Origin of the sequence: Rhodovulum viride, from assembly GCF_003265965.1 — a bacterium.
Lineage (GTDB): Bacteria > Pseudomonadota > Alphaproteobacteria > Rhodobacterales > Rhodobacteraceae > Rhodovulum > Rhodovulum kholense.
Genome location: NZ_MUAV01000002.1, coordinates 192,698 through 219,072, shown reverse-complemented (window position 1 = coordinate 219,072; position 26,375 = coordinate 192,698). Strand labels below are relative to the sequence as shown.

At 67.4% G+C, this 26,375-nt stretch carries 23 protein-coding genes and 1 pseudogene; 15 read left to right on the top strand and 9 right to left on the bottom strand.

Annotated features, from left to right (window positions below; translation table 11 throughout):
* The first annotated feature begins 33 nt into the window (after positions 1-33).
* The 5 genes from ispH to rnhA all read left to right on the top strand — a co-directional run bounded on the left by ispH (position 34) and on the right by rnhA (position 3,170).
* A complete protein-coding gene (gene ispH / locus BYZ73_RS02395; RefSeq protein ID WP_112314763.1) occupies positions 34-984 on the top strand; it encodes a 4-hydroxy-3-methylbut-2-enyl diphosphate reductase in 951 nt (316 codons plus the stop codon).
* Positions 984-1,598, top strand: coding sequence for a LysE family translocator (locus tag BYZ73_RS02390; RefSeq protein WP_112314762.1), 615 nt, complete (start codon positions 984-986; stop codon positions 1,596-1,598). The genes ispH and BYZ73_RS02390 overlap by 1 nt, the downstream gene beginning before the upstream one ends.
* Positions 1,595-2,047, top strand: a complete 453-nt coding sequence (locus tag BYZ73_RS02385; RefSeq protein ID WP_108024284.1) for a DUF3429 domain-containing protein — start codon at positions 1,595-1,597, stop codon at positions 2,045-2,047. The genes BYZ73_RS02390 and BYZ73_RS02385 overlap by 4 nt, the downstream gene beginning before the upstream one ends.
* Positions 2,044-2,640: a class I SAM-dependent DNA methyltransferase gene (locus tag BYZ73_RS02380; RefSeq protein ID WP_112314761.1), complete on the top strand. Its 597-nt coding sequence runs from the start codon at positions 2,044-2,046 to the stop codon at positions 2,638-2,640. Before BYZ73_RS02385 ends, BYZ73_RS02380 begins: the two co-directional genes overlap by 4 nt.
* A gap of 77 nt (positions 2,641-2,717) precedes the next feature.
* Entirely contained in the window at positions 2,718-3,170 is a 453-nt protein-coding gene (gene rnhA, locus BYZ73_RS02375; protein WP_108024282.1) for a ribonuclease HI, read from the top strand.
* A 70-nt stretch (positions 3,171-3,240) separates the two neighbouring features.
* On the opposite strand, the gene BYZ73_RS02370 is transcribed toward rnhA, so the two are convergent.
* Together BYZ73_RS02370 and BYZ73_RS02365 are read right to left on the bottom strand one after the other, a co-directional pair.
* Positions 3,241-4,065 (bottom strand): HTD2 family dehydratase, encoded by an 825-nt coding sequence (locus BYZ73_RS02370; RefSeq protein WP_112314760.1) that lies wholly within the window; start codon positions 4,063-4,065, stop codon positions 3,241-3,243.
* A 55-nt stretch (positions 4,066-4,120) separates the two neighbouring features.
* The gene (locus BYZ73_RS02365; RefSeq protein ID WP_108024278.1) at positions 4,121-4,675 is read right to left on the bottom strand and encodes an NADPH-dependent FMN reductase; all 555 of its coding nucleotides are present in this window, start codon (positions 4,673-4,675) and stop codon (positions 4,121-4,123) included.
* A gap of 101 nt (positions 4,676-4,776) precedes the next feature.
* On the opposite strand from BYZ73_RS02365, the gene BYZ73_RS02360 reads away from it, so the two are divergent.
* Positions 4,777-6,447 carry a thiamine pyrophosphate-binding protein gene (locus BYZ73_RS02360; RefSeq protein WP_108024276.1) on the top strand — a complete coding sequence of 557 codons (1,671 nt, stop codon included), beginning with the start codon at positions 4,777-4,779 and terminating at the stop codon, positions 6,445-6,447.
* 4 nt (positions 6,448-6,451) lie between these two features.
* Here the strand turns inward: BYZ73_RS02360 and BYZ73_RS02355 are convergent, their stop codons facing one another.
* The gene (locus BYZ73_RS02355; protein ID WP_108024274.1) at positions 6,452-7,144 is read right to left on the bottom strand and encodes an aspartate/glutamate racemase family protein; all 693 of its coding nucleotides are present in this window, start codon (positions 7,142-7,144) and stop codon (positions 6,452-6,454) included.
* Between the two features lie 159 nt (positions 7,145-7,303).
* Here BYZ73_RS02355 and BYZ73_RS02350 point away from each other — a divergent pair, with 159 nt between their 5' ends.
* The 3 genes from BYZ73_RS02350 to BYZ73_RS02340 all read left to right on the top strand — a co-directional run bounded on the left by BYZ73_RS02350 (position 7,304) and on the right by BYZ73_RS02340 (position 10,749).
* Positions 7,304-7,597 (top strand): hypothetical protein, encoded by a 294-nt coding sequence (locus BYZ73_RS02350; RefSeq protein ID WP_112314759.1) that lies wholly within the window; start codon positions 7,304-7,306, stop codon positions 7,595-7,597.
* 84 nt (positions 7,598-7,681) lie between these two features.
* Positions 7,682-10,081, top strand: coding sequence for a phenylalanine--tRNA ligase subunit beta (pheT, locus tag BYZ73_RS02345; protein ID WP_112314758.1), 2,400 nt, complete (start codon positions 7,682-7,684; stop codon positions 10,079-10,081).
* 23 nt (positions 10,082-10,104) lie between these two features.
* Complete coding sequence (locus BYZ73_RS02340) at positions 10,105-10,749, top strand: phosphoribosyltransferase (protein ID WP_112314757.1); 645 nt, start codon at positions 10,105-10,107, stop codon at positions 10,747-10,749.
* A gap of 16 nt (positions 10,750-10,765) precedes the next feature.
* Here the strand turns inward: BYZ73_RS02340 and pheS are convergent, their stop codons facing one another.
* The 3 genes from pheS to BYZ73_RS02325 form a co-directional block, all read right to left on the bottom strand.
* Positions 10,766-11,839 (bottom strand): phenylalanine--tRNA ligase subunit alpha, encoded by a 1,074-nt coding sequence (gene pheS, locus BYZ73_RS02335; protein ID WP_112314756.1) that lies wholly within the window; start codon positions 11,837-11,839, stop codon positions 10,766-10,768.
* Positions 11,840-11,908: 69 nt separating this feature from the next.
* The gene (recO, locus tag BYZ73_RS02330) at positions 11,909-12,634 is read right to left on the bottom strand and encodes a DNA repair protein RecO (RefSeq protein ID WP_112314819.1); all 726 of its coding nucleotides are present in this window, start codon (positions 12,632-12,634) and stop codon (positions 11,909-11,911) included.
* Between the two features lie 62 nt (positions 12,635-12,696).
* A complete protein-coding gene (locus BYZ73_RS02325) occupies positions 12,697-13,023 on the bottom strand; it encodes a DUF1491 family protein (RefSeq protein WP_112314755.1) in 327 nt (108 codons plus the stop codon).
* Between the two features lie 72 nt (positions 13,024-13,095).
* On the opposite strand from BYZ73_RS02325, the gene BYZ73_RS02320 reads away from it, so the two are divergent.
* The gene (locus tag BYZ73_RS02320; protein WP_112314754.1) at positions 13,096-13,395 is read left to right on the top strand and encodes a hypothetical protein; all 300 of its coding nucleotides are present in this window, start codon (positions 13,096-13,098) and stop codon (positions 13,393-13,395) included.
* Between the two features lie 214 nt (positions 13,396-13,609).
* Here BYZ73_RS02320 and BYZ73_RS02315 read toward each other — a convergent pair.
* Positions 13,610-14,883: pseudogene (locus BYZ73_RS02315) on the bottom strand (IS256 family transposase).
* A 498-nt stretch (positions 14,884-15,381) separates the two neighbouring features.
* On the bottom strand, positions 15,382-17,529 hold the full coding sequence (locus tag BYZ73_RS02310) for a methyl-accepting chemotaxis protein (RefSeq protein ID WP_112314753.1): 2,148 nt from the start codon (positions 17,527-17,529) through the stop codon (positions 15,382-15,384).
* A 374-nt stretch (positions 17,530-17,903) separates the two neighbouring features.
* On the opposite strand from BYZ73_RS02310, the gene ugpB reads away from it, so the two are divergent.
* The 4 genes from ugpB (at position 17,904) to ugpC (ending at position 22,078) form a co-directional block, all read left to right on the top strand.
* Positions 17,904-19,220 carry a sn-glycerol-3-phosphate ABC transporter substrate-binding protein UgpB gene (ugpB, locus tag BYZ73_RS02305; RefSeq protein WP_112314752.1) on the top strand — a complete coding sequence of 439 codons (1,317 nt, stop codon included), beginning with the start codon at positions 17,904-17,906 and terminating at the stop codon, positions 19,218-19,220.
* A 67-nt stretch (positions 19,221-19,287) separates the two neighbouring features.
* Positions 19,288-20,172, top strand: coding sequence for a sn-glycerol-3-phosphate ABC transporter permease UgpA (ugpA, locus tag BYZ73_RS02300; RefSeq protein WP_112314751.1), 885 nt, complete (start codon positions 19,288-19,290; stop codon positions 20,170-20,172).
* Between the two features lie 10 nt (positions 20,173-20,182).
* Complete coding sequence (gene ugpE / locus BYZ73_RS02295) at positions 20,183-21,031, top strand: sn-glycerol-3-phosphate ABC transporter permease UgpE (protein WP_112314750.1); 849 nt, start codon at positions 20,183-20,185, stop codon at positions 21,029-21,031.
* A 3-nt stretch (positions 21,032-21,034) separates the two neighbouring features.
* Positions 21,035-22,078 carry a sn-glycerol-3-phosphate ABC transporter ATP-binding protein UgpC gene (ugpC, locus tag BYZ73_RS02290; RefSeq protein ID WP_112314749.1) on the top strand — a complete coding sequence of 348 codons (1,044 nt, stop codon included), beginning with the start codon at positions 21,035-21,037 and terminating at the stop codon, positions 22,076-22,078.
* Positions 22,079-22,094: 16 nt separating this feature from the next.
* Here ugpC and BYZ73_RS02285 read toward each other — a convergent pair whose 3' ends face one another.
* Positions 22,095-22,571 carry an Lrp/AsnC family transcriptional regulator gene (locus BYZ73_RS02285; RefSeq protein ID WP_108024250.1) on the bottom strand — a complete coding sequence of 159 codons (477 nt, stop codon included), beginning with the start codon at positions 22,569-22,571 and terminating at the stop codon, positions 22,095-22,097.
* A 179-nt stretch (positions 22,572-22,750) separates the two neighbouring features.
* Between BYZ73_RS02285 and BYZ73_RS02280 the strand changes: the two genes are divergently transcribed.
* Positions 22,751-26,335 (top strand): hydantoinase B/oxoprolinase family protein, encoded by a 3,585-nt coding sequence (locus BYZ73_RS02280; RefSeq protein WP_181497938.1) that lies wholly within the window; start codon positions 22,751-22,753, stop codon positions 26,333-26,335.
* Positions 26,336-26,375 lie beyond the last annotated feature (40 nt).

Below are 26,375 nucleotides of genomic sequence, written 5' to 3'. Positions count from 1 at the left end.
TTACCTCTGACAGTCGAACAGGAGACAGAGCCCATGACCAAGCCCCCGCTGACTCTCTATCTTGCCGCCCCCCGAGGTTTCTGTGCCGGTGTCGACCGCGCGATCAAGATCGTCGAGGCCGCTCTCGAGAAATGGGGCGCCCCGGTTTATGTCCGTCACGAGATCGTCCACAACAAGTTCGTGGTCGACCGGCTGCGCGACATGGGCGCTGTCTTCGTCGAGGAACTGGACGACTGCCCGCCCGACCGGCCGGTAATCTTCTCGGCCCATGGCGTGCCGAAGGCGGTGCCCGCCGAGGCCGAGCGCCGCGCGATGGTCTATGTCGACGCGACCTGCCCGCTGGTGTCCAAGGTTCATCTCGAGGCCCAGCGCCATCACGAGAACGGCAAGCAGATGGTGATGATCGGCCATCGCGGCCATCCCGAGACCATCGGCACGATGGGCCAGCTGCCCGAGGGCGAGGTCCTGCTGATCGAGACCGCCGACGAGGTCGCGGGTCTCGAGGTGCGCGATCCCGACCAATTGGCCTTCATCACCCAGACGACGCTCTCGATCGACGACACCCAGGGCGTGGTCGCGGCGCTGAAGGCGCGGTTCCCGACGATCGAGGGGCCGCACAAGGAAGACATCTGCTATGCCACCACCAACCGCCAGGGCGCGGTCAAGACGGTGGCGCCGAAGGTGCAGGCCCTGCTGGTGGTCGGGGCACCGAACTCGTCGAATGCGCGCCGTCTGGTCGAGGTCGCCGCCAATGCGGGCTGCGATTATGCGCAACTGGTGCAGCGCGCCGCCGATATCGACTGGCGCGCGCTGGAAGGCGTGTCGTCCATCGGGCTGACCGCCGGGGCCTCGGCCCCCGACGTGCTGATCGAGGAAGTGGTCCAGGCCTTCCGCGACCGCTTCGACCTTACTGTCGAGGAGGTCGTCACCGCCGACGAGACCATCGAATTCCGCCTGCCCCGCATCGTGCGTGAACTGGCCTGATGCTCTCGGCGCAGTTCCTGCTGACGGCGCTGGTCGTGGTTCTGGCCCCGGGCACCGGCGTCGTCTACACGCTGATGATGTCGCTGGGGCAGGGACGCCGCGCCACGCTGCCCGCTGCGCTGGGCTGTACCTTCGGCATCGTGCCGCATCTGGCGGCCGCCATGCTCGGCCTCGCGGCGCTTCTGCATTCCTCGGCGGTTCTCTTTCAGATCGTCAAGTTCGCGGGCGTCGCCTATCTGCTGTACCTCGCCTGGCAGGCCCTCCGGCAGGGCGGCGCGCTGCAGATCGGCGAACGGGCCGGGCGCGACGGCTTTTTCCGGATCGCCCTGCGCGGTGCGCTGATCAACATCCTCAATCCCAAGCTCTCGATCTTCTTCCTCGCGCTTCTGCCGCCCTTCCTGTCGGGCAATCCGGCCACGGCAACCGCCGAGATGCTGACCCTTGGCGGGGTCTTCATGGGCCTGACGCTGGCGGTTTTCCTCGGCTACGGGCTGTTCGCCGCCGCCGCCCGCGACCGGCTTCTGGCCAGCGCCCGGGTCATGGCCTGGATGAACCGGGGCTTTGCCGCCGTCTTCGCCGGGCTTGGCCTGAAACTGGCCTTCGAGAAAGCATGACCGACCTTCCCCGCGCGCCGCTTCTGCTGGGCCTGGCCGGGCTCGTGCCGCTTCTGTGGGGCACGCTCAGCGCGACCGTGCCGGGCCTTTTCGATATCGGCATCCAGACGGTTGGGCCCCGCTTCATGGGGATCTACCTGCTGAATTTCTACGGCACGGTGATGCTGGTCTTCATGTCGGGCATCCTCTGGGGCTTTGCCAGCCGGGCCGACGGTCCCGTCGCCGGGCCCGCCTACGGGCTTTCGGCCCTGCCCGCGGTCTGGGCCTTCCTGATGGTGGGCGGCGGCCCCGAAAGCAGCCTTGTCGCGCTGATCGCGGGCTATCTGGGGCTTCTGCTGCTCGATTTCTTCTTCTGGAAGCTCGAGCTGGCGCCCGCCTGGTGGCTGCGGTTGCGCCTGCCGCTGGTCGCGGTCGCGGCGGGCTGCCTCGCGCTTCCTCTGCTGCTGTGACCGACGCCCGGACGCTGGCCGTCTACGCGGCCCGGGCCGAGGCCTATTCCGCGATCCATCACGGCCAGGTCGCGCAGGACCGGCTGGCGGCCTTCATCGCTCGGCTGCCCAAGGGCGGTGCCGCGCTCGATCTCGGCTGCGGGCCGGGCTGGGCGGCGGCCGAGATGGCGGCGGCGGGGCTTCGTGTCACCGCCCTTGACGCCTGCCCCGAAATGGCCGCCGCCGCCCGTGCCCGCTACGGGATCAAAGTCGAGGTCGCGGGCTTTGCAGACCTCGCGGCCGAGGCCGCCTTCGACGGGATCTGGGCCCATTTCAGCCTGCTGCACGCCCCGCGCGCGGCATTGCCGGCGCATCTGGCGGCCATTGCTCGCGCCCTGCGCCCGGGCGGGGTTTTCGCGGTTGCGATGAAACAGGGGCAGGGCGAGGCGCGCGACCGGATCGGGCGGCTTTATACCTACGTCACGCCCGCCGAATTTCGCAGGGTGCTGGAGCAGGCGGGTCTGACCGTCGAGGCCGAAGAGACCGAGCCCGGCACAGGTTTCGACGGGAGCCCTTTTGACTGCCTCTATCTGCTGGCCCGCCGCGCCGCCTGATCTCGGGTCCGCGACGGGCCGCGATTGACCCCGCGCGCGCCGCGCCCTACACCCGCCGGACCAGAAAGGACAGGATCATGGCCGAGCTTTTCGCCTATACCGACGGCGCCTGCAGCGGAAACCCGGGGCCGGGCGGCTGGGGCGTTCTTTTGCTGGCGCGCGAAGGCGACAGCGTGGTCAAGCAGCGCGAGCTTTCGGGCGGCGAGGCGGCGACCACCAACAACCGGATGGAGCTTCTGGCCGCGATCAGCGCGCTGGAAAGCCTGAGCCGCCCGTCGCAAATCACCGTCGTCACCGACAGCGCCTATGTGAAGAACGGCGTCACCGGCTGGATTCACGGCTGGAAGAAGAACGGCTGGAAGACGGCGGCGAAGAAACCCGTGAAGAATGTCGAGCTTTGGCAAAGGCTCGACGCGGCGCAGGCCCGCCACAAGGTGACCTGGACCTGGGTCAAGGGCCATGCCGGCCATCCCGAGAACGAGCGCGCCGACGAACTGGCCCGGGCGGGCATGGCCCCCTACAAGCGTTAGGCGGGCATGGCGCCCTGCTGGCGTTAGCGGGTATGCCGCCCTGCTGGCGTTTGGCGGCCGTGCGTCCCGGTCAGAGCGGGCTGGGCGCGAAGACGGCCTCGCCCATCACCGCCAGCCGCCCGTCCTCGCCGCGGATCCAGTAGCGGTCGCCCGCGCGGCACAGCTGCACCGTCTCGAAATCGAAGACCGGCGCATAGGCGCGCAGGCTGAAATGCCGGATCGTGCCATGGGCATTGGCCCTCAGCATCAGGAACTGGGCCAGAAGCTGGCCATGAACCACAAGACCCGGATAACCCTCGACCCGCTGGCAATAGTCGCGGTCGTAATGGATGCGGTGACCGTTCAGCGTCAGCGCCGAATAACGGAACAGCAGCGTGGGCGTGAAGGTCAGTTCCACCGCGTCATCCCAGACCTCGGGTGCCACAGGGGCGGGCGGGCGCGGCCGCGCTGGGTCGGGATCGGGCAGATAGACCAGATCCTCGTATTCAGTGACGCGCAGCATGCCCCCCTCGACGATGTCGTGGCGCAGCGTGACGAAGGCCAGCGGACCCGACCGGCCGGTCTTCAGCTGGACCTTCTCGATGGTCGAGGTCTTCTGCGCCGGCAGGCCCTGGCGCAGCGGGCCGAAGAAGGTCAGCCGCCCGCCGGCCCACATCCGCCGCGGCAGGCCCAGATCGGGGATGAACCCGTCGCCGCCGATATGCGGATGACCGTCACGCCCAAGCTCTTCGGGACGGTGCACGTCCCAGAAATAGACCTGGTGGAAATAGGGCGGCAGCGGGTCGTAATGTCCCGGTGGCTTGCCGTCGAGGCCGAGGGCAAGGAACAGTGCCACGATCCGGGTCGGATCGAGCACATCCGTGGCGACCTGCGACTTTCCAACGGCGTCTTCCATAAGCGGGACCCTAGCTTTTCAACAGTTTTCGCGCAACGCGCATGCGCGCCCGTGATTAATGCCCGACAGCTGGTGAAATTTCGGTTTTCAACGCCTGCATCAGGGCCTCGAGGGCCTTGAGGTTGATCTCGTTCGTCAACCGGCCCCCGGCGTCGAACTGGCCTGGGGCCTGACCGACCAGAACCTCGGGACCGGCCAGCACCCGCGCCCGGAACGGCACCAGGCACAGCCTGAGCGCGAATTGCGTCCGCTCGCCCCCGGCTCGGCCGCCCGTCGCCGAAACGATGGCTACCGGCTTGTCGGCCCAGGGATTGTCCTCGGTCCGGCTGACCCAGTCGAGCGCGTTCTTCAGAACGCCGCTGATGCTCTTGTTGTATTCGGGGCCCGCGATCACCACCGCGTCGGCCGCGGCGATCTGATCGGCAAGGCGCTGCACCTCGGGCGGAATGCCTGCCTCGTCCTGCAGATCCTGATCGAAGAGGGGCAGCCGCAGGTCGGCCTCGACGAACTCGGCCGGATCGAAGATCCGCGCCGCCTCGCGCAGCAGCATCCGGTTATAAGACCCCTTGCGCAGCGCTCCGGCAATTCCAAGCAGCTTGTGGTCCGACATCTGTCCTCTCCATTTCGTTTCCGCTCGCAGCGGCGCGCCTTGCTCCTGCCGCAGGCTTGGCGCAGGCTGCGCCCGATGGGGAGCGGAGGAAAGGGAAAAACATGCGGCGTCACGGCGGAAAGATCCTGGCCGACCAGCTGGCGATCCAGGGGGTGGAACGGGTGTTCTCGGTCCCGGGCGAAAGCTTTCTGGCGGCTCTCGACGGGCTTTACGATGTGGGCATTCCCAATGTGGTCTGCCGCCACGAGGGCGGCGCGGCGATGATGGCCGAGGCCCATGCCAAGCTGACCGGTCGGCCCGGCGTCCTGTTCGTCACCCGCGGGCCCGGGTCCTGCAACGCGGCCAGCGGGCTGCATGTCGCGCGGCAGGACTCGACGCCGATGGTGGTTTTCGTCGGCCAGATCGCACGCAGCGACCGCGACCGCGAGGCGTTTCAGGAACTCGACTACCGGCGCTTCTTCGGGCCGCTGGTCAAGTGGGTGGCCGAGGTCGACGAGACCCGGCGGCTGCCCGAATACATCTCGCGCGCCTTCCATACAGCACAATCGGGGCGCCCGGGGCCGGTGGTGCTGGCCCTGCCCGAGGACATGCTGAGCGGCTTTGCCGAGGTGCCCGACATTCCGGCCCGGGTCTGGCCCGAGCCCGATCCGACCCCGGCGCAGGTCGCGGCGGTTCTCGCCGCCCTGGACGAGGCCCAGCGGCCGCTGGTCGTTGTCGGCGGGCCGCACTGGTCGGCGCAGGCGGCGGCCGATCTGGCGATCTTCGCCGAACGCCACGACCTGCCGGTCGCGGTCAGCTTCCGCCGTCAGGACCGGCTCGACAACCGCCACCCGAACTATGTCGGGGATCTGGGCGTCGGCATGAACCCGGTGCTGGGCCAGCGACTGCGGGATGCCGATCTGGTGATCGCGCTGGGCACCCGGCTGGGCGATACCGCCACGGCGGGCTATTCGCTGATGGACCCGGCGATGCAGGACAAGCGCGTCGTGCATGTCCATCCCGACCCCGACGAGCTTGGCCGGGTCTGGCGCCCCGATCCGGGCATCGCGCTGAGCGCGCCGGATGTGGTCGCCGCGCTGGCGCGGGCGGGCGGGCCTTCGGCGCCGCCGCGCTGGTCAGCCTGGACCCGCGCCGCCCGCGCTGATTACGAGGCCTGGACCGCGCCGAAGCCGACGCCGGGCGCGGTGCGGATGGAAGAGGTCGTGACCCACCTGTCGGAGACCTTGCCGGAAACGGCGGTGCTGACCAATGGCGCGGGCAATTACGCGGCCTTCCTGCACCGCTATTTCCGCTATCGGGGGCCCGGCACCCAGCTGGCGCCGACTTCGGGCTCGATGGGCTACGGCTTTCCTGCGGCAATCGCGGCCAAGCTGGCGCGGCCCGACGCGCCGGTGGTCTGCCTCGCGGGCGACGGGTGTTTCCAGATGACCCTGAACGAGATGTCGACCGCCGTGCAGCATGGCGCGAATATCGTTGTGATCGTCGCCAATAACGGCCGCTACGGCACCATACGCATGCATCAGGAGCGGAAATATCCGGGCCGGGTCAGCGGCACCGATCTGGCCAATCCCGACTTCCCGGCGCTGGCCCGGGCCTATGGCGGCGACGGGGTGACGGTCACCGATCAGGCGGCCTTCCCCGAGGCGCTGGCGCAGGCGCTGGCGGCCGACCGCCCCTTCGTGATCGAGCTGCGGCTGGACCCCGAGGCCCTGGCCACCGGGCTGACCCTGTCCGAGGCGCGGGCGCTGGGCGAGGCGGCGAAGACTGGCTGAGCGGTCAGGCCGCCAAAGCCAGCTCCAGCGCGGCGGCGCAATGGATTTCGGTCGTGTCGAAGACCGGCAGCGGCGCGTTCGCAGGGTTCAGCAGCAGGCCCACTTCGGTGCAGCCGAGGATCACGCAATCGGCGCCGCGCTTGGCCAGCCGCCCGGCGATCTCGACATAACTCTGGCGGCTTTCCTCGCGCACCACGCCGACGCACAGCTCGTCATAGATGATGCGATGGGTCTCGGCCCGGTCTTCGGGGCCGGGCAGCATCGGCTCCAGCCCGGCGGCGCGCAGCCGGTCGGTGTAGAAGCTCTGCTCCATCGTATAGGCGGTCGCCATCAGCCCCGGCCGTTTCAGCCCCGCCGCGCTGATCTGATGCGCGGTCGCGTCGGCGATATGCAGGAACGGGATCGACACGCCGTCCAGCATCGACTCGACCAGCTTGTGCATGGTGTTGGTCGCCAGCATCAGGAAATCGGCGCCGCCAGCCTCCAGCGCCCGCGCCTCGCGGTTCAGCATCAGACCCGCCGCGTCCCAGTCGCCCGCCGCCTGCATTTCCTCGACCACGGCAAAGTCAAGCGACCGGATCAGCAGATCCGCCGAGTGCAATCCGCCCAGCCGCGCCCGCGCGCCCCGGTTCAGCACATCGTAATAAAGTGCCGTCGAGGCGGCCGACATGCCGCCCAGTATGCCGATGGTTTTCATCTGCCTGCTCCTTGGTCTTTTTTCGGCATGCTCGCGCCGGGTCCCGGTCCGCGCAAGGCGGCAGAGGGCAGTGACCCGCACAACCTGCAGGACTCCTGTCAACTGTGGCGCCAACCGCACGTTTACCTAACGTAAACTATGTTCGGAGGACCTTCGGACATGGTTCGTTGTCTTTGCCTTGCCCTGATTCTGACCGTTTCGGCCTGCGACTCGCCGGGGACCGAGTTCGCTGGCATTCCGCCTGTGCGGGTCGAGATCGACGGTTCGACCTTCGCGGTGCGCCGCAAGGGGGGCGAGGCGCAGGCGATTCGGCTCAACCGCGAATACCGCGCGGGCACGATGACCCGGGCGTTCCGCGCGATCGAGACCGGCACCGGCTGCGCGATCCGGCCCGATACGCTTCGCGGCGATCCGGCGGTGGCCTATGCCAGGCTGACCTGCTCCGGGTCCTGACACCACCGGGCCTAGCCCCTTTCGCCGCACGGTCCTTTGGGCTAGAGACAGGCCCGACCCGCGACCCCAGAAGGCTCATCCACGATGAAATTCACCCTGTCCTGGCTGAAGGAGCACCTCGAGACCGAGGCCACGCTCGACGAGATCCTCTATGCGCTGACCGACCTCGGGCTCGAGGTCGAGGGGGTCGAGAACCCGGCCAAGGCATTGCAGGACTTTACCATCGGCAAGGTCCTGAAGGCCGAACAGCACCCCGATGCCGACCGGCTTCGGGTCTGTCAGGTCGCGACCGGGCAGGGCGAGAAACAGATCGTCTGCGGCGCACCCAATGCGCGCGAGGGCATCACCGTCGTGATCGCCCATCCGGGCATGTATATCCCGGGCATCGACACCACCATCCAGATCGGCAAGATCCGCGGCGTCGAAAGCCATGGCATGATGTGTTCGGAACGCGAGATGGAGCTGTCGGACGAACATGACGGCATCATCGAACTGCCCTCGGGCGAGGTCGGGCAGGGTTTTGTCGACTGGCTGGCGGCGAACGATCCGGCGAAGGTCGATCCGGTGATCGAGATCGCGATCACGCCCAACCGGCCCGATGCGCTGGGCATCCATGGTGTCGCCCGCGATCTGGCCGCGCGCGGCGTCGGGCGGCTGAAACCGGTCGAGGTCACGCCGGTTGCGGGCAGCTTCCCCTGTCCGGTTTCCGTGACCATCGACCCCGAAACCCAGGCGCGCGCCTGCCCGGTCTTTTACGGCCGCGCGATCCGCGGCGTGAAGAACGGCCCTTCGCCGAAATGGCTGCAACAGCGGCTGAAGGCGATCGGGCTGCGGCCGATCTCGGCGCTGGTCGATATCACCAACTACTTCACCTATGACATGAACCGTCCGCTGCACGTCTTCGATATCGCCAAGATGGCGGGCGGGCTTCGCGTCCATGGCGCCAAGGGTGGCGAGGAGTTCCTTGCGCTTGATGGCAAGCCCTATGTCATGGAGCCCGGCATGACCGTGATCTCGGACGCAACCGGGGTCGAGAGCCTTGGCGGCGTGATGGGCGGCGAGGCGACGGGCTGCACCGAAGAAACCGTCGATGTCTTCCTCGAGGCCGCCTATTTCGACCCGATCCGCACCGCCATGACCGGCCGCGCGCTCAAGATCAATTCGGATGCGCGCTACCGCTTCGAACGGGGCATCGACCCGGCCTGGACGCCGCTTGGCATCGAGGCCGCGACCCGAATGATCCTCGATCTTTGCGGCGGCGAAGCGTCGGACCTGGTCGTCGCGGGCGCCGTACCGGACGTGGCGCGCGCCTACCGGCTCGATACCCACCGGGTCGAGAGCCTTGTCGGCATGGAGATCCCGGCCGAGACCCAGCGCGCCACGCTGACGGCCCTTGGCTTCCGGATCGAGGGGGATATGGCCCATGTGCCCTCCTGGCGTCCCGATGTGCTGGGCGAGGCCGATCTGGTGGAGGAGGTGGCCCGCGTCGCCTCGCTGACGCAGCTGCAAGGCAAGCCGATGGCGCGGCCGCAGCCCGGCGTGCCGACCGCGATCCTGACGCCGCTGCAGCGCCGCGCCTCGGCCGCGCGCCGGACCTGTGCGGCGCTGGGCTATAACGAATGCGTCACCTATTCCTTCGTCGACCGGGCCAGTGCCGTCCTGTTCGGCGGCGGCAGCGACGCGATGGCGCTGGAAAACCCGATTTCCTCGGAAATGAGCCATATGCGCCCCGACCTGCTGCCGGGCCTTCTGCAGGCCGCGGCCCGCAACCAGGCGCGCGGCTTTGCCGATCTTGCGCTGTTCGAGGTCGGCCCCGCCTTCCACGGTGCCGAGCCTGGCGAGCAGCATATTCAGGCTGCGGGCCTGCTGGTCGGCGCATCGGCCCCGCGCGATCCCTACGGCTCGCGTCGGCCGGTCGATCTTTACGACGCCAAGGCCGATTGCGAGGCGGTGCTGGCCGCCATCGGCGCCCCCGCCAAGGCGCAGATCCTGCGCGAGGCGCCGGGCTGGTGGCATCCGGGCCGGTCGGGCCGGATCTGCCTCGGACCCAAGAAGGTGCTGGCGACCTTCGGCGAGCTGCATCCGAAGGTGCTGGCCGAGATGAACGTGAAGGGCCCCGCGGTCGCCTTCACCGTCTTCGTCGAGGAACCGCCGATGCCGCGCCGCAAGGGGGCCACGCGCGACGCGCTGGCGGTCTCGGACCTGCAGGCGGTCGAACGCGACTTCGCCTTCGTGCTGGATGCGGGCGTCGAGGCGATCAACGTGGTCAATGCCGCGGCCGGCGCCGACAAGGCGCTGATCGAAGAGGTCCGGGTCTTCGACGAATTCGTCGGCGGCGCGCTGGGCGAGGGCAAGAAGTCGCTGGCGATCACCGTGCGGTTACAGCCGACCGACAAGACCCTGACCGAAAAGGACATCGAGGCGGTCGGCCAGAAGATCGTCGCCAAGGTCGAGAAGGCGACGGGCGGCACGCTTCGGCGCTAGGACGCGCAAGGGAGGACGAGGCGATGTTTCAGTCCCGCGAGGCGGCCGGGCGGCTGCTGGCCGAAAAGGTTCTGGCGGCGGCCCCGGAAAACCCCGTGGTGCTGGCCCTGCCGCGCGGCGGCGTGCCGGTCGCGGCCCCTGTGGCGGCGGCTCTGGGCTGTCCTCTCGATCTGACTTTCGTGCGCAAGATCGGGATGCCCGGCAATCCGGAACTGGCCGCGGGCGCGGTGGTCGACGGCGCCGCGCGCGAGGTCGTCTTCAACGCCGAGATCCTGGCCGCCGCGGGGCTGACCCAGACCGATCTCGCGCCCGAGGTCGAGGCCCGGCTGGCCGACATCGCCGAGGCGCGCCGCCGCCTTCTGGGCGGCCGCACGCCCGAAAAGGTCTCGGGCCGGACAGCCATCGTCGTCGATGACGGGCTTGCGACCGGGGCCACGGCACGCGCGGCGCTGCGGGCGCTGCACAATCGTGGCCCGCTCGAGGTCTGGCTGGCGGTCCCGGTCGGTCCGCAGGAAACGGTCTGGAAGATGCGTGGCCTGACCGACCGGCTGATCTTTCTGGAAGCCCCCCGCAATTTCGTCGCGGTGGGCGCCCATTACGCCGATTTCACCCAGGTCGACGAGGCCGAGGTCGCCCGGCTTCTGCAGGACGCCGAAGCGCGGCGCTAGCGCCGCGCCGCCCGGCTCAGACGCTGAGCCCGCCCTGCAGCGTCGGCACGTCGAGCGCCGAGAAGCCGTAATGGCGAAGCCAGCGCAGGTCGCTGTCGAAGAAGGCGCGCAGGTCGGGAATGCCGTATTTCAGCATCGCCAGCCGGTCGATCCCCATGCCGAAGGCGAAGCCCTGCCACTGATCCGGGTCGATCCCCCCGGCCTTCAGGACCTTCGGATGCACCATGCCCGACCCGAGGATCTCCAGCCAGTCGTCGCCCTCGCCGATCTTCAGCGACCCGCCCGCCCAGGAACAGCGGATATCGACCTCGGCCGAGGGCTCGGTGAAGGGGAAATGCGAGGCGCGGAACCGCAGCTCGACCCCCTCGACCTCGAAGAAGGCGCGGCAGAATTCCTCCAGCACCCATTTCAGGTTGGCCATCGAGATGTCGCGGCCGATGGCCAGCCCCTCGACCTGATGGAACATCGGCGTGTGGGTCTGGTCGTAGTCGCAGCGATAGACCCGGCCCGGCGCGATCACCCGGATCGGCGCACCGGTTTCCTGCATCGCGCGGATCTGCACCGGCGAGGTATGGGTGCGCAGCACATGGGGCGGACGGTCGTCGCCCTCGGCGCGGGACATGAAGAAGGTGTCATGTTCCTGCCGGGCGGGGTGTTCCGGCGGGATGTTCAGCGCGTCGAAATTGAACCAGTCGGATTCGATTTGCGGCCCTTCGGCGACCGAAAAGCCCATATCGGCGAAGATCGCGGTGATCTCGTCGGTGACCTGGCTCACCGGATGGATCGTGCCCTGCCGCCGGGGCCGCCCGGGCAGCGTCACATCCAGCCACTCGGCCCGAAGCCGTTCGTTCAGCGCGGCATCGGCCAGCGCGGCTTTCTTGGCCGCCAGCGCCGAATTGATCTCGTCCTTCAGCGCATTCAGCTTCGGGCCCATCTCCTGGCGCTCATCGGGCGTCATCCTGCCCAGCTCGCGCATCATCAGACTGACCTCGCCCTTCTTGCCGACGGCCTGCAGCCGCAGCTCTTCCAGCGCGGGCTCGTCCGCCGCATCCGCAATCGCGCCGATGTATTTCTGCCTGAGATCGTCCATGCGGGCAGCCCCTTCACATCCGTTCGGCGGCGTCGATAGCACAGCCCCTCGGGAAAGCAAATGCACCGCTCAGTCCGCACGGGCCATGAGCCGCACCAGCCGCGCCCGCGCGCCCGGAAGCGGCCGGTCGCCCAGCGCGGGCGCCAGCCAGGTGCCGAGGAAATGGCCGGTCAGCCGCAACCCGTCGGCAATATCGCCGTCCCGGACCGGAACCTGCCCCAAAAGACAGGGCGGCAGGGGCAACAGCCGGTCGGCCCAGTCGCCCGCGCCCGCCGTGCTGACCGCCCGTCCCGTCCGGGGCGAGACATAGACCAGATCCTCGCGATCCCCGGTCACCGCGCAGCGGCTCAGATCGAGACCGAACCCTGTCTCCTCCAGCAGAGCCAGTTCCCAGCGCAGATAGGCCAGCGGCCAGGGTCCGGCATCGCCCAGAAGATCGAGCAGTGCGACCGACCGTGCGTAAAGCCCCGGATGCGGCGCCCGTTCTGGCAAGGCGAAGGCCAGCAGTCCTGTCACCGCATCCAGCCCGGCCAGGGCCGTGGCATCGCCCAGCACATGGCCAAGCCGGCTTCGCAGCGGCTCGACCGTATAGGCGCCAAGATGATCCTCAAGCCGTGCCTTCCACACCGCCGCCAGCTGCGTTCCGGGCTGCAGCACCGGCGCCAGTCTGCGCCCCGTACCGCCCCGGACGACACCCAGATGGCGGCCGTGGACAGGCGTGAAAAGCTCGACTATGGCCGAGCTTTCGCCATGCGGACGCACGGAAAGAACTACGCCCTCGTCACGCCACTCGATCACCGCCTTACCCCCGCTTCGGTCTTCTTCTTGGCAGAAATACCCATGACGCGACGGTGCCGTCACGCAAGGCCGGGGGCGTCCAGCAGGTGGCGGCCGCCCCGATCCTCGACCTCGATCACCCAGAGATCCGGGTCAAACCCGCGCTGGCGCCCGACCGTGCCGTCGACCTCGGCCTCGTCCCCTTCGGCCAGCACCATCCAGCGCCGCTCGCCCGATGTCAGATCGAAAGCACGCTGGAAGGCGCATGCTTGCCCGTCGAGCGTGTTGAGCTTGACCAGAACCGCCCCTGCCGTGTCGTCGCCATGCGCCACGACGAAGGCCGGAATGCCCTCCAGCCTCAGCCGCGCCAGATAGGCCTGCACCCAGAAGGCCGCAGTCAGGCGCATATCACGCCCCCTTGGCCCGCATGGATCTTCACCCTAAGCTCTGGAAAGACTGAATAAAAGGGCTCGCGACTTATGAAGGCTATTCGCCAAATCCCGCCATTCTTCCTGATGATCTTCGGGGTCGGCATCCTGTTGAACCTCATTGTGCTGACCGGACTCTCGCATGCGGCCATCCTCGTCATCTTGCAGCTTTTCGCAACGCTGGCCATGTGCGCCGCGCTTTATGCGCTGATCATCCGCCATTTCATGACCCGGATCGGTGGGGTGCCGACCTCCGGTGCGGCCAACGTCAGCCCGGACCACTCGGGTGAGGCCGAACCCGGAACTGAGAGCGAGGCCGCTCCCAATCGGGATGGGCACGCGGCCCACTGAATCTCCCAAAGCGCTGAACCGTGCCGACGGCTCTGGCCCGGAAGAGGCGGACCGGCTGCCTCGTCAGAAGGCTGGCAGGGCAGGATTTCGGAAAACTCGGGGCCAGGACAGATGACCTGTTTCGAGTCTTCGGTCCCCGAAGCTGCCGCGACGTGCTGAGGCTTGGAACAGGATCACATGCGTCCGGGCATTGAAATTTTCGGGTGGCGTTAGGTCAAGATCGGGCAGCTTTCGTTGGGATGTCGAGAATGGGGTCGATCTCCTCCTTGTCGACCTGGGCGAAGGCTTCGAGCCGCGTGTCGCGGCTGGCCGTCTGCCATTCGTCGTTCTGCTCGAACAGCACGACGCCGATCGGGCGCATGATGGAGGCCTCGTTTGGGAGTGCGGAGGAACCGTAAACAGCGTGGGCCGCTGTTTGCCCGACGAGCCCCCAAGACGTCAGCGCGGTGCCTTGCTTCCTTGTTCAGGCGCCCGATCGGGTTCTTCGAGTGAAGCTTGGCCCGGTGCTGGCGGGGGACAGGCATGTGGGCCGGCACGTCGTGCTTGATGGCGTCCATGAGGTCTGCGAGCGCTGGGTCAGCGCGGGCGCAGTTGCTCGGCCACCTTGCGCATTCGCCATTGTCCTCGGACCGATGGCGGACAATGGCTCGTTCTCGTCAATTTGGGGGCGGTCGGGTTGGTCGAAGGCCTGGCGGATCGCGGCGACGATGACGGTGTGCTGGCCGTGGGACTGGTGCGCCAGAGGGGCGCATCCAGTGAACCCGGCCCCTTTGCCATGTGGCCTCGCAGGCCCGCGAAATGGCAGCCCTTAGGCCGGTATGCGCGCGCCGATCACGCGCCGAACGCCACCAAGACCCGGGCCTTCAGGGACCTCAGGACCTCGGACCAGAACGTCTCTGGCTCGAAGGGGCCGATGCCCGACGCGATGATCTCGCGGCGGCGTTCGGTGTCGGCGGCCACGGCGATTATGGCTGCGACCGGCACGATGCGCCCGGCCTGACGGACTTTCAGGCATGTCGCATCGAGCCAGACGTAAGGCCGCTTGCCGGTCAGCGGGCGGTTCAGGAACTCGCCGACCCGCTCGTCCATGTCCTTGCACAGCTTGGGGGCGGTGCTCTTGGAGATGCCGGACAGCCCCATGGCGTGCACCAGCTCGTCCACGCGGCAGGTCGAGACGCCGCCGATCCAGGCCGCCTGAAGAACCGCGACCAAGGCCTGCTCCGACGCCTTGCGGGCCTTGAGGACGCTCGGGAAATAGCTGCCCTGCCGCAGCTTCGGCACTCTCGGGTTCAGCGTGCCCAAACGGATATCGAGAGCGCGTTTTCGATACCCGTTCCGCCAAGTCGTACGTTCCCCGCAGCGTTCGTGCCGCCCGGCACCGATCAGGTCGTCGACGTCGACCTCCATGATCAGCGGCAGACCGGCCCTGGCCATGGTGCGAAGGAAATCGCCTTGGCCGTGCTTGGCCAGAAGCCCGAACCGATCCATGTTGGTCGTGGTTATCGGGGGGGGGGCGTGTGAACCTTGGTTGAAGCCGCCAAACTCCACCTCGGTGATCCACCGGGGGCACACCGGCAACGGCGCAGAAATTACACCACGTCCTCGGACACTAATTTGCAATAAGGGGACCGTCTGACCGGGAAGGTGTTTCACTGGCGGTGTCCGCGAGCAGGAGGAAGCGGTCGTCCTCCGGTCGGTCCGAATGTGCAAGCCGGGCGCATGGGCGCACTGCAAGATCCGGATGGGGCGGGCGACAGGACGCTTGAAAGGGCGCCGGCACCAGCCATGGCAGCATTCCCCGGCGCGCCGCGCGAAAATCCAGAGGCATACCCGATCAAACCCTGAGCTTGGCTCACGGGCCAATTTTGCCGTTCGGCGGGGACCGTGAGTTCCGTCTTATCGGTGAGACGGACAACCGTGACACCCGGCCCAAACGGGTCCGCAACGCTCAGGGCAGAGGCCGGAACCCCGTATCGCGCGTTGCGCTTACTCGGCGGCGATGCGGTGCGGCAGCGCTTCCGACTCGTCGGGCAGGCGGAACTGCTTGACGAGTTCGACCAGGGAGTCGGCCTCGCTGCGAAGCATCTGGCCCGCCGTCGCCGTCTCGTCGAGAATGGCCGCGTTTTGCTGCACATCGCGGTCCAGCGCACCGACCGCGGTGTTGATTTCGGTGATGCTGGTCGACTGTTCGATGGTATTGGCGGCGATGGCCGCGACCTGATCGCAAACGCTGGTCACCGAGTCCTGAATCGCGGCGAGCGCGGCCACCGTATCCGAAACGAGCTTCACTCCATCGCCCACATGCGTCTCGCTGCTGCGGATCAGCGCAGTGATTTCGCGCGCCGCTTCGGTTGCACGTTGGGCCAGAGCGCGGACCTCCGAGGCCACCACGGCGAAGCCGCGGCCGGCTTCGCCCGCCCGGGCGGCCTCGACGCCCGCATTCAGCGCCAGCAGGTTGGTCTGGAAGGCCACATCCTCGATCATGCCGGTAATCCGGCCGATGGCCCCGGAGGATTCCTCGATCCGGCGGATCGCGCCCACCGTCTTGTCGGCCACGGTTCGCGTGTTCTCGGCCCGGTCCCGGGCGGCCTCGACGAATTGTTCGGCGCTCCTGGCGCTGTCGGCTGCCCCGCGCACGTTGTTGGCAAGCGTCTGCAGCGCGGCAGCGGTTTCCTCTAGGGACGCGGCAGAGTTCTGGCCGCGATGCGAGGCCTCGTCCGAGGCCGAGGCAATCTTGCGTGCGGTGCTGTTGAGCAGATCGCTGCTGGCGGACAGCTGGCGAAGGATGCTCGACAGGCTCGAAACCAGCGTATCGATGGAGGCCGAGATTTCGCTGAACACGCCATGGTGCCCGGACGGCATGTGCACCGTGAGATCGCCCTTGCTGAGCGTGTTGAGCACGACCAGAACGTCGCCAAGGCCTTTCTGAGCGGCTTCGCCGATGGCGTTGACGCCCCGCACGAGCACCGCCGAATTGCTGTCTTCGCCCGGATCGGGCAGCCGCTTGGAGAAATCTCCGGCAGCACAGGCGTCGATCACTTCAGAGATGTCGCGGTCGAGGCGGTCTTTCTGTTCCAGGTCATGGCGGAAACTGTCGACGGCCGCAGCGATGGCCGCCGTCTCCGAGATGCGCGATGTGCCAATATGCGGGGTGTAATCCCCTTTCATCATCTGTCGAAGGGCGACATCGATCCTGCGCAGCGGACGCGAGATCGCGACCGACAGCCAGATCGCAAGCACCACGAAGACGAACAGCCCCGCCGCCCCGATCGCATTCGACAAGCGTTCGGCGCGCGCGTTCGCGGCCGCGGCGGACGAGGCGACCTCATCGGCGCGACTGCGGACCGTGGAAACCAGACGTTCAAGGATCGGTTCGGCCTCGGCAAAGCGGGCAGACAGGGACGTGCGCAGGGCCTGTTCGGCAAGGTTTTCCTGAACGAAGGCGGTGAAGGCCGCCTGATAGGTCGCGAGAAGCCGGTCGATTTCCTGGCGCTGCGCCGCGTCGGCGAAAAAGCTGTCAGGGAAGGCGTGAAATTCGTCGACGCGCGCATTCAGGCGGTCCAGATACTTGGGGTCGCCACGCAGGATGAAATCCTTCTCGTGGCGGCGCATCATCAGCATCTTGACCTGCATCTCGGCGTTGCCGATTTCCTCCAGCCGGGCCTCGATGCCATGAACGGCATTGCGCAATTCGCCCTGAAGACCGCTTTCTTCATCGTAGCCAAGCCGGCGATGGATTTCGACCAGCCGGTCGAAATCTTCCCCATAGGCCCGGATCGCGGTCGTCAGGGCCGAAAAGTCGGGCTCGGACGCCTCAAGGCCTCCGACGCGCCGGCTCAGGTCACGCGCCGTCTCGGTGTTCCGGGCGATCCCGTCCAGCGCCGCCTTGTGGCGGTCGGCGAAACTGTCTTCGTGCCGGAGCAGGAAGTCCTTCTCTGCACGGCGGGCGTGAAGCAAGCCGATCTCGACCTCCGCAAGGGTCCTGTCTTCCTGAACGATCAGGAAGGTATGCTCTTCGGTGGCGTCCCTGAGGCGGTCGACGTGCAGGGACACGCCGATCAGCCCCAGCATCACGGCCGAGGCGAGAGTGACGATGGCCAGGATGGCCGTGCGGATCGAAGTTGAGAATCGCATGGTGTGTCCGGGTGTCCTCTGGGTTCCCCCTTACCTAAGGGAGTGTTCTTTAATTGTTCGTGACGCGGCGCGGTCGGTTTCGCGGTCATGCCGCCCGGTTTGCGCTGTATTCGACACAAGTACGATCCGTGCCGGGGCATCTCTGCCCGGGCCGGCGTCTGCGTGCTGACGTGCTTGGTGTCACGGATCCCCGACTTTTTTATATCGGAAACATGTCCTTGCAGCGTTGAAGCCGGGGCGGGTGGCGGACCGCGCCGCGCTGCGGGCCGGGTGTTGACCGGTTTGCACAGCTTTGCGACGCTTTGAAGAGAAACCGTTACATTCGACCATTAGGGCTGCGCGGGTCGCAACCAGAACAGCGGGAGGACCTCTCCATGACGCGCATTCTTCTTACCGGCGCCGCGGCGCTTGCCCTGACCGCCACGGCGGCCGCCGCCAAGACCCATGTGACCTGGTGGCATGCGATGGGCGGCGAGCTTGGCAGCAAGCTCGAACAGATCGTCGCGGGCTACAATGCCAGCCAGGACACCTATGAGGTCGTGCCGGTCTACAAGGGCGACTATACCGAGACCATGACCGCGGCCATCGCCGCCTTCCGCGCGGGCGAACAGCCCGATATCGTGCAGGTCTTCGAGGTCGGCACCGGCACCATGATGGCCGCCAAGGGCGCGATCTATCCGGTCTACCAGCTGATGCAGGATGCCGGGGCCAGTTTCGATCCCAAGGCCTATCTGCCGGCCGTCGTGGGCTATTACACCGATACCGACGGCAACATGCTGTCGATGCCGTTCAACTCGTCGACCCCGATCCTTTACTACAACAAGGACATCTTCACCGCCGCCGGGCTCGACCCCGAGACCGCGCCCGCGACCTGGTCCGATCTCGAGGCGATGTCGAAGACGATCCTGGCCAGCGGGGCGGCCAAATGCGGCTTTACCACCGGCTGGATCAGCTGGGTCCAGCTGGAAAACCTGTCGGCCTGGCACAATCAGCCGATCGGCACCGACGAGAACGGGTTCGGCTCGGTCGAGGCCAAGCTGACGGTCGACGGTCCGGTGCAGGTGCGCCACTGGGACAACCTCGCCCGCTGGCAGAAAGAGGGCGTCTTCAAGTATGGCGGCCCGGGCGGCGGCAGCGACGCGGCACCGGCCTTCTATGCGGGCGAATGCGCGATGTACATGAACTCGTCGGCCTCGCGCGCGGGCGTCATGGCCAATTCGCAATTCCCGGTGGGCTTCGGCATGCTGCCCTATTACGACGATGTCGAGGGCGCGCCGCAGAACTCGATCATCGGCGGCGCGACGCTGTGGGTGCTGCGGGGCCATCCCGACGAAGAGTACAAGGGCGTGGCCGACTTCTTCAGCTATCTGTCCTCGCCCGAGGTGCAGGCCGACTGGCACCAGTTCTCGGGCTACCTGCCGATCACCCAGGCGGCCTATGATCTGGGCAAGGCGCAGGGCTATTACGACCAGAACCCGGGCGCCGATGTGGGTATCCGTGAAATCACGCTGAACCCGCCGACCCCGAATTCCAAGGGCCTGCGCTTCGGCAACTACGTGCAGATCCGCACCGTGATCGACGAGGAGTTCCAGTCGCTGCTGGCGGGCACCAAGACCGCCGAAGAGGCGCTGTCGGCCGTGGTCGAGCGCGGCAACGCGCTGATCGCCGATTTCGCCGAGACCGTCCGCTGATCGTCCCGCGGCGGGCCCGCGCCGATACGGTTGCGGGCCCGCCGCCCTCCCGAACAAGGCCCCGAAGATGCAGAGCAGACGCGCAACCTTCCGCAGCCGCTGGCTGCCCTATGTCCTTCTTGCGCCGCAACTTCTGGTGACCTTCGTCTTCTTCCTCTGGCCGGCGGGCCAGGCCGTGCGGCAGTCCTTCCTGCGCGAGGACCCGTTCGGGCTTTCGACGCGGTTCGTCGGGCTCGACAACTACACGCGGCTCCTTCAAGACCCGGCCTATCTGAATTCCTTCCAGGTCACGCTGGTCTTCTCGGTCTCTGTTGCGGCGCTGTCGATCGGGATGGCGCTGTTGCTGGCGGTGTCGGCCGACCGGGTGATCAGGGGCCACCGAAGCTATACCACGCTTCTGGTCTGGCCCTATGCCGTGGCGCCTGCCGTCGCGGGGGTGCTGTGGTGGTTCATGTTCAACCCGACCATCGGCATCCTGCCCTATCTGCTGGATGGGCTGGGCTATGACTGGAACGACCGGCTGAAGGCGGGCGACGCGATGATCCTCGTGGTGCTGGCCTCGGCCTGGAAGCAGGTCAGCTACAACTTCCTGTTCTTCCTCGCGGGCCTGCAGGCGATCCCGCAAAGCCTGCGCGAGGCCGCCGCCATCGACGGGGCCGGGCCGGTCAAGCGCTTCGTCACCATCGTCTTTCCGCTGCTGTCGCCCACGACCTTCTTCCTGTTGGTGGTCAACGTCACCTACACCATGTTCGAGACCTTCGCGGTGATCGACGCCACCACCGGAGGCGGCCCGGCGCAGGCCACCAACATCCTCGTCTACAAGGTCTATCAGGACGGGTTCATCGGGCTGAACCTCGGGTCTTCGGCGGCGCAGTCGGTGGTGCTGATGGGCATCGTGATGGCCCTGACCTTCATCCAGTTCCGCTTCATCGAGCGGCGCGTCCAGTATTGAAAGGCCCGCCATGGTCGAACATCGCCCCGTCCTGACCGCGCTGGCCCATGCCGTCCTGATCCTCGGCGTGCTGGCGGTGGCCTTTCCGGTCTGGCTGGCCTTCGTCGCCTCGACCCATCCGCCGACCACCTTCCTGTCGGGGGTGCTGCCGCTCTGGCCCGGCGATCACTGGCGCGAAACCTACGGGCAGATGTTCGGCGCGGGGCTGTCGACCTCGGGCGCGCCGCCGCTGGGGCTGATGATGGGCAACAGCCTGATCATGGCGCTGTCCATCGCGCTGGGAAAGATCTCGATCTCGATCCTCTCGGCCTTCGCCATCGTCTTCTTCCGCTTCCCGTTCCGGCATCTGGCCTTCTGGCTGATCTTCGTGACGCTGATGCTGCCGGTCGAGGTGCGGATCGTGCCGACCTTCAAGGTGGTGGCCGATCTGGGCATGCTGAACAGCTATGCCGGGCTTGCGGTGCCGCTGATCGCCTCGGCGACGGCGACGTTCCTGTTCCGGCAGTTCTTCCTGACGATCCCCGACGAGCTGGTCGAGGCCGCCCGGATCGACGGTGCGGGTCCGCTGAAATTCTTTCGCGACATCCTGCTGCCGCTGTCGCGCACCAACATGGCGGCGCTTTTCGTGATCCTCTTCATCTATGGCTGGAACCAGTACATCTGGCCGCTGATCGTGACCACGGACGAACGCCTTTACACCGTTGTGATGGGTATCAAGCGCATGGTCGACGTGGCCGATGCCGAACCCCAATGGAACTACGTGATGGCGACCGCGACACTGGCGATGCTGCCGCCGGTGCTGGTCGTGGTCGCAATGCAGAGGCTCTTCGTGAAGGGCCTGATCGAGCAGGAGAAATAGACCATGGCGGCAATCGAGCTTGAAACCCTCGGCAAGGTCTATCCCGGTGGTGTCGAGGCGGTGAAAGGCGTCGATCTGGCAATCGGCGACGGCGAGTTCGTGGTGCTGGTGGGGCCGTCGGGCTGCGGCAAGTCGACGATCCTTCGGATGATCGCTGGGCTCGAGCGGGTCACCCATGGCGAGATTCGCATCGGCGGCGCCCGCGTGAACGAGCGCGAGCCGGCCGAGCGCGACATCGCGATGGTGTTCCAGACCTATGCGCTTTATCCGCATATGAGCGTCCGGCAGAACCTGGCCTACGGGCTGAAGAACCGGCGGATGCCGAAGGCCGAGATTGCCCGGCGGATCGCGACCGCCGCCCGCATCCTGCAACTGTCGGACCTGCTCGACCGCAAGCCGCGCGCGCTTTCTGGCGGCCAGCGCCAGCGGGTCGCAATGGGCCGGGCCATCGTGCGCGAACCGGCCGCGTTCCTGTTCGACGAGCCGCTGTCGAACCTCGACGCCAAGCTGCGCATCCACATGCGGGGCGAGATCAAGCAGTTGCACCGGCGGCTGGGCACGACCTCGGTCTATGTCACCCATGATCAGCTCGAGGCGATGACGCTGGCCGACAGGCTGGTGGTGGTCAATGGCGGCCGGATCGAACAGCAGGGCGCGCCGCTCGATCTGTACCGGCATCCGGCGACGACTTTCGTCGCGGGCTTTCTGGGCGCGCCGGCGATGAACCTCTTCGACGCGGCGGTCGAGGCGGGCGCGCTTCGGGTCGGCGATGCGGTGCTGGCCTCGGCGGTGGCGCATCCCGGAGGGCGGGTCACGGCCGGGCTGAGGCCCGAGGCGCTGCGGCTTTCCCCCGATGCCGGTGGCGCTTTCCATCTCGACTATGTCGAGGAGCTGGGGGGCGCGCGGCTGCTGCACGGCCGGATCGGCGGGCAGGCGATGGTCGCCCAGACCGCGGTCGAGGCCCCGGTTGCCGAGCGGATGGCGCTGGCAACCGACCTGGCCGACCTGCATCTCTTCGACCCGGCGACCGGGCGCAGGTTGGGCTGAGGCTAAGACCTGAGGTTCAGACCGGCAGCACCGTCGTCGCCTTGATCTCTTCCATCGACAGCAGGGCCGTCACGTTGAAGATCCGCACGTCCGAGATCAGCGCCTGATAGAAGACGTCATAGGCGGCGGCATCGGCCACGCGGACCTTCAGGATATAGTCGATCTCGCCCGCCAGCCGGTGCGCCTCCAGCACCTCGGGGCGCTTCAGCAGCGCCTGCAGGAACCGCCTTTGCCAGTCGGCCTCGTGTTCCGAGGTGCGGATCAGCACGAAGAAGCAGGTCCCCCGGTCGAGCGCCTTCGGATCGACGATCACCGTCTGCTGCCGGATCACGCCCGCCTCGCGCATCTTGCGGATGCGGTTCCAGACCGGCGTCTTCGACGACCCGACCTTGCGGGCGATCTCGTCCAGCGACTGGCCGGAATCGGCCTGCAACTCGCCCAGGATGCGCCGGTCGAGCGCGTCGAGCCTGTGCTGGGTCTGGTCATGCGCCATCGGGGACTCCTGCAATCTGAACGCCAAGGATCGGAACATTTTCCCGGAAACGCAAGGTAAATTTCGGAAGATTCAGGAAAAACGCCCGCGATGGGATGCGGTCTTGACCTCGGCCGGGCGGCCCGGACAAGGTGCCGCGATCGGGGAACGGGCCAGCGGGGGACGGTATGGCGGCAGGCATGTGGGATTTCTGGATCGACCGGGGCGGCACCTTCACCGATCTGGTGGCGCGGACGCCCGACGGTCGGCTGCTGACCCACAAGCTCTTGTCGGAAAACCCCGAACGCTATGCCGATGCCGCGGTGCAGGGCATCCGCGACCTGCTGGGCCTTGGCCCGGACGACCCGCTGCCGCGAGGCGCCATCGGGGCTGTCCGGATGGGCACCACGGTCGCCACCAACGCGCTGCTGGAACGCAAGGGCGAACGGGTGCTGCTGTTGATCACCGAGGGTTTCGGCGATCTTCTGCGGATCGGCTATCAGGCGCGGCCCCGGCTTTTCGATCTCGATATCCGGCGTCCCGAGCTGCTTTACGAAGAGGTGGCCGAAATCCGCGAGCGGCTCGATGCCGAGGGCGACGTGCTGGTGCCGCTTGACGAAGAGGCTGCCCGCACGGCGTTGGCGGCGGCCCATGGCAAGGGTATTCGTGCCGTCGCCATCGCGCTGATGCACGGCTATCTGAACCCGGTCCACGAGGATCGCCTGGCAGAAATCGCCCGCGACATCGGGTTCACCCAGATTTCCGTCAGCCATCGCGCCTCGCGGCTGATCAAGCTGGTGGGGCGGGGCGATACCACTGTCGTCGATGCCTATCTCTCGCCGATCCTGCGCCGCTATGTCGACCGGGTGGCGGATGCGCTCGATCTGGGGCAGGGCGGCTGCGAGCGGCTTTTGTTCATGCAGTCGAATGGCGGGCTGACCGATGCCGCGCTCTTTCAGGGCAAGGATGCGATCCTCTCGGGGCCCGCGGGCGGCATCGTCGGCATGGTCAAGACCGCCGAGGCTGCGGGGTTCGATCGGCTGATCGGCTTCGACATGGGCGGCACCTCGACCGATGTCAGCCATTACGCGGGCGCCTTCGAGCGCAGCTTCGAGACCGAGGTGGCGGGCGTGCGGATGCGCGCGCCGATGATGGACATCCACACCGTGGCGGCAGGCGGCGGCTCGATCTGCAAGTTCGAGGATGGCCGGTTCCAGGTCGGTCCCGAAAGTGCCGGCGCCGATCCCGGCCCGGCCTGTTACCGCCGGGGCGGGCCGCTGACCGTGACCGACTGCAACCTCATGCTGGGCAAGCTGACGCCCGCGCATTTTCCGGCCGTCTTCGGCCCCGGGGGCGATCAGCCGCTCGACGTCGCGGTAGTGCGCAAGAAATTCGCGGCCCTCGCCCGCGAGGTCGCGGCCGAGACCGGCACGCCCGAGCGCAGCCCCGAGGACATGGCCGAGGGCTTCCTGCGCATTGCCGTCGACAACATGGCCAATGCCATCCGCAAGATCAGCGTGCAGCGTGGCCATGATGTGACCGGTTATACGCTGCAATGCTTCGGCGGGGCGGGCGGCCAGCATGCCTGTCTGGTGGCCGATGCGCTGGGCATGCGCCGGGTCTTCCTGCATCCCTTCGCCGGGGTCCTGTCCGCCTATGGCATGGGGCTGGCCGAGATCCGGGCGATGGAGGAAGGCCAGCTCGACCTGCCGCTGTCCGACACGGCCGGGGCCGAGGCGGCTCTGGCCGATCTGACCGCCCGGGCCGAGGAGGCCGTCGCACGTCAGGGGGTGGCGCGGCAGGCTATCCGCCGACTGGCCCGCGCACATCTGCGCTATGAGGGCTCGCACCAGACGCTGGAGGTGCCTTTCGGGCCCGCCGCCGCGATGCAGGCCGATTTCGAAGAGGTCCACCGGGCACGCTTTGGCTTTGCCTCGCCCGACCGTGCGCTGATCGTCGACATGCTGGATGTCGAGGCCATCGGCGAGACGGCGGCGGCGCCTGCCGCCATGGCGCCTGAGGCCCGTGCCGAAATCGCAGACCGGGTGTCGGTGCATCTGGGCGGCGAAACCGTCGAGGTGCCGCTTTATGCCCGCGCCTCGCTGGGGGCGGGCACCCGGATCGAAGGCCCCGCCATCATCTCGGAACCGACCGGCACCGATATGGTCGAACCGGGCTGGGCCGCCGAGGTCGATGATTTGGGGAACCTGATCCTGACCCGCTGCGCCACAGCCCAGCGCGCGCCCGCCCTGGGGACCGAGGCCGATCCGGTGCTCCTTGAGGTGATGTCGAACCTCTTCATGTCGGTGGCCGATCAGATGGGAGCCACGCTCGCCAATACCTCATGGTCGGTCAACATCAAGGAACGGCTGGATTTTTCCTGTGCGATCTTCGATGCGCAGGGCGATCTGGTTGCCAATGCGCCGCATGTGCCGGTGCATCTGGGCTCGATGTCCGACTCGATCCGCACGGTGATGCGCGGCCATGCGGGCGCGATCCGGCCGGGCGACGCCTTCATGCTGAACTCGCCCTATAACGGCGGCACCCACCTGCCCGACGTGACCGTGGTGACGCCGGTCTTTCTGGAGGGCGAGATCCTGTTCTGGCTGGGCTCGCGCGGGCACCATGCCGATATCGGCGGGCGCACGCCGGGGTCTTCGCCGCCCGACTCGCGGCGGATCGAGGAAGAAGGCGTGCTGATCGATAACCTGCGTCTGGTCGATGGCGGGCGGCTTCTGGAGGCCGAGGCCGAGGCGGTGTTGCGTTCGGGATCCTGGCCCTGCCGGAACGTCAGGCAGAACATGGCCGATCTGAAGGCCCAGGTCGCGGCCAACGAAACCGGGCGGCGCGCGCTGCTGGAGGTGGTCGACCGCTACGGCCGGGACGTAGTGGTCGCCTATATGGGCCATGTCCAGGACAATGCCGAGGAAAGCGTGCGGCGGGTGATCGGCACGCTGAAGGACGGGCGGTTCCACTATCCGATGGACCATGGCGCCGCGATCGAGGTCGCGGTGCGAGTGGGCCGCGGGGCGCGCGAGGCGGTGATCGACTTCACCGGGACGAGCCCCCAGCACGAGGGCAATTACAACGCCCCCTTCGCGGTCTGCCGCGCGGTGGTGCTGTATGTCTTCCGGACGATGGTCGGGGCCGACATTCCGCTGAACGAAGGCTGTCTCAAGCCGTTGCGGATCATCGCGCCCGAGGGCTGCCTGCTCAACCCGGCCTATCCGGCCGCGGTGATCGCGGGCAATACCGAGGTCAGCCAGGCCGCCTGCAACGCGCTTTACGGCGCGCTGGGCGTGGTCGCGGGCAGCCAGGCGACGATGAACAATTTCGTCTGGGGAAATGACCGGTTCCAGAACTATGAAACCATCGCGGGCGGCACGGGGGCTGGGCCGGGCTTCGCCGGGTGCGACGCTGTGCAAAGCCACATGACCAATACCCGGATGACCGACCCCGAAGTGCTGGAACGGCGCTTCCCGGTGCGGCTCGAGTCCTTCTCGATCCGCAAGGGCTCGGGCGGGGCGGGCCGCTGGGCGGGCGGTGAGGGCGCGATCCGGCGGTTGAGATTTCTCGAACCGGTGACGGTGACGACGCTCTGTTCCCACCGCTGCATTCCGCCCTTCGGCGCGGCCGGGGGCGGCTATGGGGCGGTCGGCGAGAACTGGGTCGAATGGGCCGATGGCCGGCGCGAGCGGCGGGCGGGCAATGACGAGGTCGCGCTCGAGGCCGGAGCGCTCTTCGAGATCCGCACCCCTGGCGGCGGGGGCTGGGGAGGTCCCTGACCGCCCGACCCCGAGTTTTCGCAGAAAACTCGTTCTCCCC